Origin of the sequence: Acinetobacter thutiue, assembly GCF_030385805.1 — a bacterium.
Lineage (GTDB): Bacteria > Pseudomonadota > Gammaproteobacteria > Pseudomonadales > Moraxellaceae > Acinetobacter > Acinetobacter corruptisaponis.
The window spans coordinates 139,073-151,755 of record NZ_JAUDZE010000006.1 but is presented as its reverse complement, the minus strand read 5'-3'; the positions used below and the strand labels follow the sequence as shown (position 1 = coordinate 151,755).

Genomic DNA, 12,683 nt, shown 5'->3' with positions numbered 1-12,683 from the left:
TCCATTTGTAGGGGTGAAACAGGCGCTCACGACCATTAAAATAAATTGAGCATGACATGAAAAAAAAACATATTGTTGCCGCACTTCTCAGTATCACCAGCCTGACAGCCACGGCTGCAACAGACACAGCCAAACTCAGCCTAAACCGCAATAACATTAAAGTCTGGACCTATCAGACAGAGAACAACCCAATTATTCAATATCGGGCTGAAACCACTTTTGATGTGCCATTGGAGCGTGCCGTTGCGGTGGTGCTGGATGTTGAGCGCACACCGCAATGGGTGCCTTATGTCGGTAATGCGCAGGTGTTGTCGCGTGATGAGAAGAAAGGTGAGTTTATTCTGTACATGGTGCTGGATTTTCCATTCCCTTTAAAAGATCGTGACTTGGTCATTAAAGGCAAGATGAGCAAGAATGCGGATGGCAGCATCAGTATCAAGAATAACGTCATTCAGAATAACTACCCTGAGCAGCCTGATGTGGTTCGCCTCACCAAATATACAGGCGACTGGACCTTTCAACGCGTGGGCAACAACAAGGTCAAGGTCACCACCACGGGTTATGCCGATCCAGCAGGTTCGATTCCATTGAGCTTCGTGAATATGTTTGTGCAGCAACAACCGTATCAAATGCTGATGAAAATGAAAAAGGAAGTGAATAATCCCTTGTATGCACAACCGCATCTGCCTGACTTACTGAAATAAATAAAAAAGCCTGATTCAATCAGGCTTTTTTATTGGCATTTAACTCTGAGGACATTGCTGTAATGCTGAATTTGCCTTGGCAGATAATTTGATCTGGATAAATACCAAGATTAAACCAATCGCTGCCAACACCGCCCCAATCATGGAAACTGCGGTATAATTCAGGCCAAGACTAAGTACGGCACCACCTGCTGCTGCGCCAATGGCATTGCCCAGATTAAACGCCCCGATATTGACGGAAGAGGCCAGACCCGAAGCCTCATGCGCAACCGACATCACCCGCATTTGTAAAGGTGGAACTATGGCGAAAGCTGCTGCGCCCCAGATCACCAAACCGATTGCCGCACCGAGTTGTGTTTGTGCAAGCATCGGGAAAATCAGCATTAATCCAATCAATAATCCCAAAAAGCCAATCAGGGTTTTATTCACTGATATATCAGCAAACTTGCCGCCAAAGTGGTTACCAATCGAAAAACCAATCCCGATCAACACCAGCATCAGGGTGATAAAGGTCGGTGAGGCATGGCTAAACTCAACTAGACTTGGCGCAATGTAAGTGTATAAGGTAAACATCGCTGATGCGCCAAATACTGTTGTAAGCAGTGCCAATACCACAGGCAGGCGGGTTAGGACTTTAAGCTCCATTTTTACATTGGGTTTTTGACCCACAGCACCTACAGGCAGTGCTTTCCACAGCGCCAGCATGGTGATGACTCCGAGTACGGAAATGGCAAGGAACGACATGCGCCAGCCGATGTTCTGTCCCACCCATGTGGCGAGTGGCACACCTCCAATATTGGCAATGGTGAGGCCCATAAACATGGTTGCTACTGCACTGGCCTGTTTATTGGCAGGCACCACACTGGCAGCCACTACAGAGCCAATTCCAAAGAAAGCACCATGATTGAGACTGGTTATCAGGCGGGCACCCATCAGGCTCATATAGTTCGGTGCAAAGGCTGCGATCAGGTTACCAATGGTAAAAATTGCCATCAGTAAAATCAGTGCATTACGACGGGCAAACCCACCAAACCATAAGGTCATGATCGGTGCACCCAGCATCACGCCCAGCGCATAACCCGTGATCAGCATGCCCGCACCTGGAATGGAGACGCCTAGATCATGGGCAATATTGGGCAACAGGCCCATGGGCGAGAACTCGGTTGTCCCAATGGCAAAGGCGCCAATCGCCAAAGCCAGCAAGGGAAGATTGATGCGACTGCTCATGTTATTGGTCCCATTCAGGCGCATAAGGTTCAGGGCTCACTTCACGGCCATTGCGTTCCAGTTGAGCGATCATCTGCATCTGCTCTGCACTGAGTTTTAAGTCCTGTGCCTTTAAGTTGTTCATCAGATTCTCACGTTTGGTGGAAGATGGAATCACGGCATAGCCATTTTGTAAGGCCCAAGCCAATGCCACTTGTGCGGACGTTGCCTGATGTTGTGCCGCAATTTCTAATAAGGTCGGATCATTCAGCACTTTGCCGTAGGCCAGCGTCATGTATGAGGTCACATCAATATTTTGTTCACGTAAATAGTTCACCAAGTTATGGTTCTGTAAATATGGACTCAACTCGATCTGGTTGGTGGTGATGTGCTCCATGCCAATGCTATCAATCGCTTGCTGGGTCAAGGCGATATTAAAGTTTGAAATCCCGATATGCTGGGTGAGACCTTGCTGTTTTGCTTCCAGCAGCAGTTGCATCACCTCTGGAATCGAGACGCCGAGTTGCGGTGCAGGCCAGTGAATCAGGGTCAGATTGACGGCATCGGTACGCAGTTTTTGCAGGCTGTCTTTTAAGCTTGGTATAAATTTATCTTCGGCAAAATTATCCACCCAGATTTTAGTGGTGAGGAAAATGTCCTGACGTGCCACACCACTTTCCGCAATCGCCTGTCCAATCGCCGCTTCATTGCCATAAACCTGGGCGGTATCGATGGCCCGATAACCCACGTCCAGTGCAGTTTTAACCGAGTCAATCACGGCCTGATCTTTAAGACGGAAAGTTCCTAAACCAAATTGAGGAATACGCATACTGTTCACCTAATCTTTTTCATGCTCCGAGGAGCTATTCTGTTGATGGGTGCAATTTTGCGATGATTATTGTTGCTAAAAAATAGATGAATTTGCAAAATACAGTTGACGAAATATCAACAATTGAGGCGTGGCAATGAAATCAACTGTGGAGGAACTTATTGCCTTTATGACTATTGTCGATACAGGTTCCTTTATTGCCGCCGCGGAACGGCTAGGGCAGACTGCATCGGGAATGAGCCGTTCACTCAGTCGTCTGGAATCAAAACTTGAAGTGACCTTGCTGGAACGCACTACCCGAAAATTAAAATTGACACAGGAGGGACAGCAGTTTCTACAGCAGGCCCGTAAAATTTTAAGTGACCTCAGTGCGGCTGAGGAGGCACTACAAAAGTCTGATCAGGACACCTCGGGCATTATTCGGATTGACTCAGCCACGCCCTTTATCCTGCATGTGATCGCGCCACTGGTGCAGAAATTTCAACGCTGTTACCCAAATATTGAAATCGAGCTAAATAGCAATGACTTGGTTATTGACCTACTGGAACATAAGACCGATGTGGCGTTTCGTTTTGGCGAACTACATGATTCCAGCCTGCACGCCAAACTGGTATGTAAAAGCCGAATCTATATCGTTGCCAGTCCAGACTATCTCAGGCGTAACGGTACACCACAGCAGCCATCAGAGCTTCTTGAACATGAGGTGATTGGTTTTACCCGTCCCAGCTATATTAATAAATGGCCGATTAAGGTGAACGGGGAATATTTTCTGGCGCAGCCCAAGATCAAGGCATCCAGTGGCGAAACAGTACGGCAACTGTGCTTGCGTGGACAGGGGATTGCACGACTGTCAGAGTTTGAAATCTGGAAAGACCTCAATGAGGGAAATTTGCTGGCATTGTTTGAAGACCAGATTGAACATTCTTATCAAAGCATCCATGCAGTATATTATCAGCAGGAACACTTGCCGAAACGGGTCCGTTTATTTATTGAGTTCTTGTCTGAGCAATTAAGTCACGGCTTTTCGGTGTGCCAATAGTTTGCTCAGGTAATTGTAATTCCAGCACCCGAACAATTTGTCCTGTCGGCTGCTTGATTGCCAGTGCAATATGTTGCTGTTGCTGCTGACATACAAACTCCACTGTCGGGAGTAGCAAATTCGACATGATAACGCCATTTTCAGTTGGTTGTTTATAGGTCAGCCTGAGTGTGCTTTGCTGTGCCTGAGTCTGCACTTTTTCCAGCCGCCAAAACTCATAAGTCTGTTGATTCTGGATTTTCAAGTAACCTTGCGCCAAAGTCTTACAGATATTTTGCTGTTGTTCAGCGCCTTGATCTGGCGTATGACAACCCATTAGTAAAACCATACTGAATATAAATAAGCTATTATTTTTCATGCTGTTATCCTTTGACTATTGATTTTGATAGCTTAACCGTGTTGTATAAAGCAATACAGATACAGAAATTTATAAAAAAGCAGTACAGAGATGACATTTCAATATCAGCGTCTGGCCGATCAACTGGCACAAAAGATTTATCAGCATGAACTGCAACCCCAGCAAAAGTTAAGTTCGCTGAGGGAGTTTGCCCGTCAGCACAAGGTCAGCCTGAGTACCGCCCAGCAATGTTATGAATTGCTGGAAGCCAAGGGGCTGATCTATGCCAAGGCAAAATCAGGTTATTTTGTCAGTTCACGGCAATATCAAAGTCCAATGCCAGAGAGTCCATCTTTTGAGTCGATGCCTAGACAGGTCTCCAATCTGGACTTGCAGAACCAGATTCAAACTGCCTCCATCCAGAGCCACCTCACACCACTGGGTGCAATTCAGCTTTCTCCACATTTAATCCCCGTGGATGGCTTGCGTCGCTCCTTGCAGCGAGCATTGAAACATTGTCAGCCTGAAGATTTTTTGTATTGCAATAAACAGGGCCATCAGCAGCTTCGACAGGCTTTGTCCGACCATTGGCGGGAAGATGGGATTTATGTGGCAAGTGAGGATATTTTTATTAGCAATGGCTGTATGCCCGCCTTATCGTTGTTGATTCAGCAGCTCAGCAAAGAGGGCGACAGCATCCTGATTCCGACTCCGACCTTTAATGGTCAGTTGCAAATGCTGGCAAGCATGAAACGTAAAATTATCGAGATTCCAGCCGATCATCGTGGCATCGATCTTGAACGTCTGGAATTTTTTATGCAGCAGGGCAGTGCCAAACTGTGTTTATTGACGGCCAATTTTCAAAATCCCTTGGGCTATTGCCTGAGCAATACGCAAAAACAGCAGATTGCCAGACTGGCACAGCAATATCAGTGCTTTATTCTGGAAGATGACATTTATGGAGAATGTAGCTTTCAGAATGAACGGCCTTTGCCGATTCGTTATTGGGATCAGCAGGGCTATGTGATCTGGTGTGGATCGGTATCCAAATCATTATCCACCGCTTACCGTGTGGGCTGGTTCTGTCTGGGGGCGCAATTACATGATTTAAGGCCACAATTACTGGCAAATAATGTGGGGGTCAATACACCGCTACAGTTGGGTCTGGCTGATTTTATCTATAGCCGTGGTTATCGGGAGCATCTGGATCGTTTAAGACCACAACTGATGCAGCAGGTTGAACAATATCGGGCCTGTATTTTGGAAACGTTTAAAGGAATTCCAATCGCCCTGAGTCAGTCACAGGGTGGTTATGCCTTATGGATACAGCTTCCAGACACGATTACAGGGCTAGAATTGTATTATCTGGCGCAGGAGCAGGGCATTAATATCGTGCCAGGTGAGGTGTTTGGTGAGGATCAGCGTTATCAGCATTTTCTGCGTCTAAATGCAGGGCATGCCCTCACCGATGAAATCCGCCAGGCCATTCAGCAATTGGCGGATTGGGTCAGAAACAGTTTGAATTAATCGAAATCGGCCTTGAGCACGATACGATAACGCGCCTGCCCTGAATGAAGCCGTTCAATCGCTTCGTTCAGTTGCGACATCGGATAAAGTTCAATCTGTGGGGCAATATTTTTACGGGCCGCAAATTTTAACAGTTGGCGCAGGGCCAAAGGCGAACCTGTCGGTGAACCCGTAATCGATTTTGAACCATCAATCAGTGAACCGACTGCAACAGGTACAGGCTCAAGCGTGAGCCCTAAAAAGTGCAGGGTGCCATTGGGTGCAAGGGTACTTAAATAGGCCTGCCAATTCAGCGTCACATTGACGGTGCTGAGCAATAAATCAAACTTGCCACGTTGTGCCTTGATTTGCTGCGCATCACGGCTATTCACAACATGATCAGCACCCATGGCCTTGAGTTCTTCGGTTTTGTCTGGATTGGAACTGAATGCGGTGATTTCACAGCCCCATGCCTTGAGTAGCTTGATCGCAATATGCCCAAGCCCACCAATGCCAATCACTCCGACATGATGGGTGGCCTGAATGTGATGTTTGAGCAAGGGATCAAATACGGTAATGCCGCCACAGAGTAACGGGCCAGCACTTTCAGGGGCTAAATCCTCTGGCAGGGGAATGACCCATTGCCAACCTGCTCGGACTTTCTCAGCAAAACCGCCTGCATGCCCAATAATGGTGGCAATGCTATTTCCTGTACAGAGTACTTGCTGACCGCCTATACACGGATCACAGGTCTGACAACTTTCGGCTGTCCAGCCTATACCGACACGCTGCCCAATTTGCAATCCTTTGGCTTCTGATCCCAAGGCAACCACCGTTCCAATAATTTCGTGTCCTGCAACCACAGGATATTGGGTTGAACGCCATTCATTATTAATCACCGAGACATCAGAATGGCATAAGCCACAGTATTCAACCTTGACTTCAACCTGATGCGCCTGTAAGTCGCCTGCATCAAATTGACAAAGTGTGAGTTTGCCACCCGCCTGCATGGCGGCATAGGCACGAATCTGGTTATTGGTCATTATTATTTTCCTTTTATAAAGAATGGATTATTTAAATTGACAGTGGTTTTCATGGTCATTGACCATGCCGACGGCTTGCATAAAAGCATAGCAGGTGGTTGGCCCAACAAACTTAAAACCACGTTTTTTTAAGGTCTTGGACAATTGCTGGCTAATTTCAGTCTGGGCTGGGGCTTCACGATAATTCAGCACATCATTATTCGGTGTTTGATGATCCACAAAACTCCAAAGCCAGGTGGAGACATCATCCACCTCATCCTTAAGCTTGAGCCATGCAATCGCATTATCCCGAATGGCTTTTAATTTGCCTAAATGACGGATGAGGCCTGTATCGCTGAGCTTGCTTTCCAGTTGCTCATCGGTTAGTGCAGCTACTTCTGTAATGGAATACTGAAAGAAATGTGAGCGATAGCTTTCACGTTTTTTCAACACGGTAATCCATGACAATCCCGCCTGCTGCCCCTCAAGGCACAGCATCTCAAATAGCCGCGCTTCATCATGCTCGGGCTTGCCCCATTCTTCATCGTGGTAGGCGATATAGAGCGGATCGGAGGAACACCAGCCACAGCGTTGAATTGTCATATAGGATGCTTCCTATTGTTGTTATCAGGGAAAAATTTAGAGTTTGAATGTGACCCAGTCATCTTGACGGGTATCCCAATAATACAATTCCGCCGTGTTTAAATCATTAAATTTAAGCCAAAAGTCCTTGCCTGATTTATCTGCAAAACCTGTGCTGATCAGTAGGGCATCTTCGGTAATTTCCATGATCCAGCCCTGATAGCTGGTGCCATTGATGATGATTTTCTGCTGATTACCCGATTCTGCAAATTCAACCAGACGTTCAATCAATGCTTCTGACATGCTGTGTTCCTAACGTAAATATGGGTATGGATTGACTGCGCCACGCCCTTTGCCATTGAGATAAATGCCATAGTGTAAATGTGGGGCAGTGTGGCGGGCGTTGCCTGTATTGCCCACATAGCCGATCAGGTCACCTTTGCGCACATAATCCCCGACATTCAGCCCCCGTTTGTGACCGTCCAGATGGGCATAATAATGCCATGAACCAGAGGGGCCAAGAATCCAGATCACCTTACCGCCTAGATTATTATTACGTAAATCAGCCACTAAGCCCTCAGTGGCACTATACACTCTGGTGCCACGCTCCGCCATGATGTCAATGCCTTCATGGTTGCGACCCTGACTTCGTGCCGCACCCCAGGTATCACGTAATTCATTGCGACTCACGCCCTTGACAGGAACAGGCAGGCGGCTGTCCAGACGCATCATTTTGAGCTTGTTCACCTGTGCATTGGGCAAGGGTACTGGTTTCTTTGGTGCAGTGGTACAGGCTGAAAGGATCAGCATCAATAGGGCAAGAACCGTATAGGAAATCGGGTAACGCACACAAACTCCTTGCGTTCGAATTTACAGAATGCAGGTTTTAAGCCTTTTGTTTTGCTGTAATCAATTTTTTCATGGCCGTTGGAATGCCTTTGGCAATCGCGGCTTCTGGACTGAGCCATATTCCATTCAGTTCAATGCTGAGCTGTTCTTTTTGATCATGTTCCACGTGGAACAGTTTTTCATTGAGCAACCATGTGAAATGAGTGAAACTATGGCTAATCTGCAACGATGATACTTGAGCTTGCAGTTTAAAGTGCTGCTCAATCTGTTGTAATTCGGTTGCCTGCTCAATGATCAGCAGACAATACAATCCGCCCCATAACCCATGCGCCGCACGCTGCTGCCAAAACCATTCATCACCTGACTGGATTACAACCACATCAGCCGTTCTGACAGGAACGGGTTTCTTGGCCTTTTTAAAGGGCAGTTCCTGTTCAAGCCCTTGTTGATAGGCCTGACAATGTTGCTGCATCGGGCAGTACAGGCATAAGGGTTTTTTCGGGGTGCAGATGGTTGCACCCAAATCCATGATTGCCTGAGTATAGTCATGGTTGCGCTGTTCAGGACATAGCTGCTCGGCAATCTCCCAGAGCTTGCGTTCATTTTGTGGTTTGGACAGGTCATCTTCGATGGCAAGGAAACGTGCCAATACCCGTTTCACGTTGCCATCCATAATCACGCCATATTGTCTTAAACCCAGCGACATCAGTGCACCCGCAGTGGAGCGACCGATGCCTGGAAGTGCAATCCATTGTTCCAGCGTTTCTGGAAATTTGCCTTGCTGGCTGACGATGGTTGCGGCTTTATGCAAGTTTCTGGCTCGTGCGTAATAGCCTAACCCTGCCCAGTAGGGTGCGACATCATCCCAACTGGCCTGACCTAAATCTTTGACTGTCGGAAAGCGTTCAATAAACCTGTCAAAATATTGCAGTACGGTTTTGACCTGTGTCTGTTGCAGCATGATTTCTGAGACCCAGACCTTGTAGGGGTCATCGGCAATTTGCCAAGGGAGGTCATGGCGACCATGTTGGTCGAACCATGTCAGTAACGCATCAGAGAATGAAAAATCAGGCATGAATCAGAACAGTAAAAAGCAGAGGAGTATTATAGCTGAAATGGAGAAAGGAGTTGGTGAATGCAAACAAATTCGTTATTAAATTCTCATTAATATTTGCTGGTGCAAAGGTGGCATGGATGCCGCCCATTGACCTGTGGTATCAGGGATGTACCATCAGCTCAATAGAGGGGTTTTGTTACTTTTGACCCGTCAAAAGTAAGGCATCCGCCTACGCAACTTATATTTGATTTCGTATGGCTTATGAGGCTGTATAGTTTCTTCTAAATGGAGTCATGCCGAGTACTCATCCAATTTTAGGATAAGCTTTCAGCTGGACTTACTTTTCAAGGATGAAAAGTAAGCAAAAATCCTTTGTTTGGCTGACGGCACATCCTTGATGCCGCAGCCAAACAGGCGGCATCCATGCCGCCTTTGCACCAGCAAATGTTTTCAAGAGTTTAGATTTCGGATTTGCACAAGCAAATGTTTTCGAAATTTCAAATATCAAGATGATGTTGATGATAATTTAAGTTTAAAAAAACAATCTGAGATAAATCATCTAATCCATGAATTACTGATTATTTTAAATGCTTATCTAACAACTCATACATGGCTTCAAGACCCTGACGTTCAGCCTCTGCGTTATAGCCTAAGTCAACATTATTGGCTTTGGCCCGTTCATCAGCAAGCGGATTACTAAAACCGTGTTTGGCATCCTCAAAAATAATCACGTCATGATCCACTTCGGCATCATGCATTTCCTGACGGAAATTCGCCACATCATCCAGTGTTACCATGCTGTCCAGTTCGCCATGCAATACCAGAATCTCGGCTTTCACCTTACCTTTTTCGGCAGGTGCTTTCGGGCTTAAAATCGCATGGAACGTTGCCACTGCCGTTAAATCTGCGCCAGAGCGTGCCAGATCAAGCACCACCTTGCCCCCATAACAGAAACCGATTGCAGCCAGCTTTTCAGCATTGACTTCTGGTTGCGCTGCTAAAATATCCAAGCCTGCTTGTGCACGGTTGACAATGGTGTCTGGCTGCTCAAAGGTCTGGTTCATCCATTCTGAGGCCTGGGGTACAGCCGTGGTGACTTTTTTGTCACCATACATATCAATTGCCAGCGCAGCAAAGCCATGCTCGGCCAACTCACGGGCGCGCTGTTCCGTATAGGCATTACGGCCCCACCATTCAGGTGCGACAATTACACCCGCAACAGGTTGATCTGTAACAGGTGCAGCAAAATATCCAATAAGGCGTTGGCCATCTAGAGCGGTATATTCAATTTCACGGGTATTGACTGCAAAGCTCATTCTGTAATCCTGATCTATATTTTTAGAATGCATTGATTAAAACATAAAAATAGCAGTTTACTTGGAGGGAAATAAATAGAAACATGATTTTTATCAATAAAAAAAGAAGAATACGGGGATTCTTCTTTTTTTATTATTTGATGATGTATTTGCTAGACTTTGCCTCTGGACAAGAAACCAACGATTGCCAAAATAACGGCAACCACCAATAAAATTACAGCAAAATCTTTGGATAAACCTGCAACGCCACCGAAACCTAACAGACTGGCGATCAATGCAATCACAGCAAAAATAATGGCCCAACGGAACATATTGTGTCCTCCTAATTTTTCATTATTTTTCCACTATAGCGTGTGTTTTTTGCTGGAAATGTGGTGTTTCTGTGGTCTGAATGTTTAATAGATAAAGAATTGTTAATGAACAGATCACTGCGCTAGCTTATCAAGGTCTTGGGCAATGTTATAATAAGGCCAAACTGCAACTGAAAAACTATATATGTCATCTGAGCTCCGTCCAAACTTCTGGAAACACTATCCGCTTGACCAGCTTAACCTAGCTGAATGGGAAGCCCTGTGCGATGGTTGTGGTTTATGCTGTCTGGTCAAGCTTGAGGATGAGGACACTGCTGAGGTGGCCTATACCAAGGTGGCATGTAAATTACTGGACTGTAAAACGGCACGCTGTTCAGATTATCCAAACCGCCAGCAACAGGTGCCTGACTGTATCCAGCTCACACCAGAACGCTTGCAGACCATTTCATGGCTGCCTCCAAGCTGTGCTTACCGTCGCTTAAAGGATGGGAAAAACCTGCCCTCCTGGCATTACCTGAACACAGGCTCACGCCAGAGTGTGATCAAGGCGAAGAAATCAGCCGCTGGACGCTGTATTTCAGAAGATGAAGTCGATCAGGAACAGATTGAGGACTATATTGTGCGCTGGGTGCGTTAAGCACAAATTTAACGGTTGGTATTTGATAAAGCAACATTTCTACAGCATTGTTATTGGCTGATCTCCGTAAAATAAATCGTATAAACAGGGAGATAGAAAATGAATAAATTGATCATGACGCCTTTGCTGTGTAGCAGTTTTTTATTTTTGCTGGCCTGTGGTTCCAATGAAACCAATTCCAAAACCCCTGAACAGGGGGTGGCGCAAACAAGTGCCCAAAATAGTATTGCACAAAGCTATCGTGTTGAAACGGTTGCCCAGTTCAATGAACCGTGGGCCATCACCAGCTTGCCTGACCAGCGTTTACTGATTACAGAACGCAAGGGGCAATTAAAATTATTTGATCTAAAAACCAAAAGTAGTGTCAATGTAAGTGGTGTTCCTGAGGTGAGTTATGGCGGACAGGGTGGTTTGGGTGATGTGATTTTACACCCTGATTTTCACAACAATCACTGGATTTATCTCAGCTACGCCAGCAAAGGTCAGGGTGGTTACGGAGCTGTGATTTCACGGGCAAAGCTGGACATATCCAATCCTGCACAGCCAAAACTGACGGACTTGAAAACCATCTGGCAACAGGTGCCGAAAGTCTCAGGACAAGGGCATTATGGACATCGGATGCTGTTTGGGCCTGATGGAAAATTGTGGGTCAGTTCAGGAGAGCGGCAAAAATTTGATCCTGCACAGGATATGAGTAGTAATTTAGGCAAGATTCTGCACCTGAATGAGGATGGTACACCAGCCAAAGATAATCCATTTATCCAGCAAGGTGGTGTAACAGCAGAAATATGGTCAATGGGTCATCGCAATCCACTGGGTATGGCCTTTGATCCGCAGGGGCAGCTTTGGGTGGTGGAGATGGGACCAAAAGGTGGCGATGAACTCAACCGTGTTCTCAAGGGCGCAAATTATGGCTATCCGATTGTCTCCAATGGTGATCATTATTCAGGCTTGCCGATTCCTGACCACCATACCCGACCAGAGTTCAAGGCGCCTGAGATTGACTGGACACCTGTCATCTCACCCTCCAGTCTGATGATTTATACGGGCAGTCAATTTCCTTTGTGGCAACAGAAAGCCCTGATTGGCGGCTTGTCCTCCGAAGCCATTATTGTGGTTGACCTAAACGCCAAGCCTGTCAGGGAAGTACAGCGACTGGACATGAAACAGCGTATCCGTGGCCTGCATCAGGCACAGGATGGTTCAATCTGGGTGATTGAGGATGGGCCGAAAGCGAAACTACTGAAACTCAGTGCTAAATAAACCTGAACTTAAAGTGAAATGATGA

Annotated in this window: 15 protein-coding genes; 5 read left to right on the top strand and 10 right to left on the bottom strand. The window is 46.4% G+C overall.

Annotated features, from left to right (window positions below):
- The first annotated feature begins 56 nt into the window (after nt 1-56).
- Nucleotides 57-704, top strand: a complete 648-nt coding sequence (locus tag QTA56_RS13140) for an START domain-containing protein (RefSeq protein ID WP_267981402.1) — start codon at nt 57-59, stop codon at nt 702-704.
- A gap of 39 nt (nt 705-743) precedes the next feature.
- Here the strand turns inward: QTA56_RS13140 and QTA56_RS13135 are convergent, their stop codons facing one another.
- Together QTA56_RS13135 and dkgB are read right to left on the bottom strand one after the other, a co-directional pair.
- Complete coding sequence (locus QTA56_RS13135; RefSeq protein WP_267981401.1) at nt 744-1,931, bottom strand: MFS transporter; 1,188 nt, start codon at nt 1,929-1,931, stop codon at nt 744-746.
- 1 nt (nt 1,932) lies between these two features.
- Nucleotides 1,933-2,739 (bottom strand): 2,5-didehydrogluconate reductase DkgB, encoded by an 807-nt coding sequence (dkgB, locus tag QTA56_RS13130; RefSeq protein WP_267981400.1) that lies wholly within the window; start codon nt 2,737-2,739, stop codon nt 1,933-1,935.
- A 136-nt stretch (nt 2,740-2,875) separates the two neighbouring features.
- Here dkgB and QTA56_RS13125 point away from each other — a divergent pair, with 136 nt between their 5' ends.
- A complete protein-coding gene (locus QTA56_RS13125; protein WP_267981398.1) occupies nt 2,876-3,778 on the top strand; it encodes a LysR substrate-binding domain-containing protein in 903 nt (300 codons plus the stop codon).
- Here QTA56_RS13125 and QTA56_RS13120 read toward each other — a convergent pair.
- The gene (locus QTA56_RS13120; RefSeq protein WP_267981396.1) at nt 3,726-4,136 is read right to left on the bottom strand and encodes a hypothetical protein; all 411 of its coding nucleotides are present in this window, start codon (nt 4,134-4,136) and stop codon (nt 3,726-3,728) included. The two genes, QTA56_RS13125 and QTA56_RS13120, sit on opposite strands and share 53 nt — an antisense overlap.
- A 90-nt stretch (nt 4,137-4,226) precedes the next feature.
- Here QTA56_RS13120 and QTA56_RS13115 point away from each other — a divergent pair, with 90 nt between their 5' ends.
- The gene (locus QTA56_RS13115) at nt 4,227-5,642 is read left to right on the top strand and encodes an aminotransferase-like domain-containing protein (protein ID WP_267981394.1); all 1,416 of its coding nucleotides are present in this window, start codon (nt 4,227-4,229) and stop codon (nt 5,640-5,642) included.
- Here QTA56_RS13115 and ahr read toward each other — a convergent pair.
- The 7 genes from ahr to QTA56_RS13080 all read right to left on the bottom strand — a co-directional run bounded on the left by ahr (nt 5,639) and on the right by QTA56_RS13080 (nt 10,758).
- The gene (ahr, locus tag QTA56_RS13110) at nt 5,639-6,664 is read right to left on the bottom strand and encodes an NADPH-dependent aldehyde reductase Ahr (RefSeq protein WP_267981392.1); all 1,026 of its coding nucleotides are present in this window, start codon (nt 6,662-6,664) and stop codon (nt 5,639-5,641) included. The genes QTA56_RS13115 and ahr overlap by 4 nt on opposite strands.
- Nucleotides 6,665-6,691: 27 nt before the next feature.
- Nucleotides 6,692-7,246 (bottom strand): DNA-3-methyladenine glycosylase I, encoded by a 555-nt coding sequence (locus tag QTA56_RS13105; protein WP_267981390.1) that lies wholly within the window; start codon nt 7,244-7,246, stop codon nt 6,692-6,694.
- Between the two features lie 36 nt (nt 7,247-7,282).
- Nucleotides 7,283-7,528, bottom strand: coding sequence for a hypothetical protein (locus tag QTA56_RS13100; RefSeq protein WP_267981388.1), 246 nt, complete (start codon nt 7,526-7,528; stop codon nt 7,283-7,285).
- A gap of 9 nt (nt 7,529-7,537) precedes the next feature.
- Complete coding sequence (locus tag QTA56_RS13095; RefSeq protein WP_411956104.1) at nt 7,538-8,035, bottom strand: M23 family metallopeptidase; 498 nt, start codon at nt 8,033-8,035, stop codon at nt 7,538-7,540.
- 76 nt (nt 8,036-8,111) lie between these two features.
- Nucleotides 8,112-9,149 (bottom strand): A/G-specific adenine glycosylase, encoded by a 1,038-nt coding sequence (gene mutY / locus QTA56_RS13090; protein WP_267981384.1) that lies wholly within the window; start codon nt 9,147-9,149, stop codon nt 8,112-8,114.
- 560 nt (nt 9,150-9,709) lie between these two features.
- A complete protein-coding gene (locus QTA56_RS13085; protein ID WP_267981382.1) occupies nt 9,710-10,447 on the bottom strand; it encodes a dienelactone hydrolase family protein in 738 nt (245 codons plus the stop codon).
- A 152-nt stretch (nt 10,448-10,599) separates the two neighbouring features.
- Nucleotides 10,600-10,758 carry a DUF1328 domain-containing protein gene (locus QTA56_RS13080; protein ID WP_004656956.1) on the bottom strand — a complete coding sequence of 53 codons (159 nt, stop codon included), beginning with the start codon at nt 10,756-10,758 and terminating at the stop codon, nt 10,600-10,602.
- Between the two features lie 184 nt (nt 10,759-10,942).
- On the opposite strand from QTA56_RS13080, the gene QTA56_RS13075 reads away from it, so the two are divergent.
- Both QTA56_RS13075 and QTA56_RS13070 read left to right on the top strand, forming a co-directional pair.
- On the top strand, nt 10,943-11,395 hold the full coding sequence (locus QTA56_RS13075) for a YcgN family cysteine cluster protein (protein ID WP_267981379.1): 453 nt from the start codon (nt 10,943-10,945) through the stop codon (nt 11,393-11,395).
- Nucleotides 11,396-11,494: 99 nt separating this feature from the next.
- Nucleotides 11,495-12,658 carry a PQQ-dependent sugar dehydrogenase gene (locus QTA56_RS13070; protein ID WP_267981377.1) on the top strand — a complete coding sequence of 388 codons (1,164 nt, stop codon included), beginning with the start codon at nt 11,495-11,497 and terminating at the stop codon, nt 12,656-12,658.
- The last annotated feature ends 25 nt before the right edge of the window (nt 12,659-12,683 follow it).

What these genes read in the sequence shown, in the direction of transcription:
- QTA56_RS13085 (WP_267981382.1), bottom strand. Translation starts at nt 10,447, where the DNA reads ATGAGCTTTGCAGTCAATACCCGTGAAATTGAATATACCGCTCTAGAT.
- QTA56_RS13080 (WP_004656956.1), bottom strand. Translation starts at nt 10,758, where the DNA reads ATGTTCCGTTGGGCCATTATTTTTGCTGTGATTGCATTGATCGCCAGT.
- ahr (WP_267981392.1), bottom strand. Translation starts at nt 6,664, where the DNA reads ATGACCAATAACCAGATTCGTGCCTATGCCGCCATGCAGGCGGGTGGC.
- QTA56_RS13105 (WP_267981390.1), bottom strand. Translation starts at nt 7,246, where the DNA reads ATGACAATTCAACGCTGTGGCTGGTGTTCCTCCGATCCGCTCTATATC.
- QTA56_RS13120 (WP_267981396.1), bottom strand. Translation starts at nt 4,136, where the DNA reads ATGAAAAATAATAGCTTATTTATATTCAGTATGGTTTTACTAATGGGT.
- QTA56_RS13135 (WP_267981401.1), bottom strand. Translation starts at nt 1,931, where the DNA reads ATGAGCAGTCGCATCAATCTTCCCTTGCTGGCTTTGGCGATTGGCGCC.
- mutY (WP_267981384.1), bottom strand. Translation starts at nt 9,149, where the DNA reads ATGCCTGATTTTTCATTCTCTGATGCGTTACTGACATGGTTCGACCAA.
- QTA56_RS13125 (WP_267981398.1), top strand. Translation starts at nt 2,876, where the DNA reads ATGAAATCAACTGTGGAGGAACTTATTGCCTTTATGACTATTGTCGAT.
- QTA56_RS13070 (WP_267981377.1), top strand. Translation starts at nt 11,495, where the DNA reads ATGAATAAATTGATCATGACGCCTTTGCTGTGTAGCAGTTTTTTATTT.
- QTA56_RS13095 (WP_411956104.1), bottom strand. Translation starts at nt 8,035, where the DNA reads ATGCTGATCCTTTCAGCCTGTACCACTGCACCAAAGAAACCAGTACCC.
- QTA56_RS13075 (WP_267981379.1), top strand. Translation starts at nt 10,943, where the DNA reads ATGTCATCTGAGCTCCGTCCAAACTTCTGGAAACACTATCCGCTTGAC.
- QTA56_RS13140 (WP_267981402.1), top strand. Translation starts at nt 57, where the DNA reads ATGAAAAAAAAACATATTGTTGCCGCACTTCTCAGTATCACCAGCCTG.
- QTA56_RS13115 (WP_267981394.1), top strand. Translation starts at nt 4,227, where the DNA reads ATGACATTTCAATATCAGCGTCTGGCCGATCAACTGGCACAAAAGATT.
- dkgB (WP_267981400.1), bottom strand. Translation starts at nt 2,739, where the DNA reads ATGCGTATTCCTCAATTTGGTTTAGGAACTTTCCGTCTTAAAGATCAG.
- QTA56_RS13100 (WP_267981388.1), bottom strand. Translation starts at nt 7,528, where the DNA reads ATGTCAGAAGCATTGATTGAACGTCTGGTTGAATTTGCAGAATCGGGT.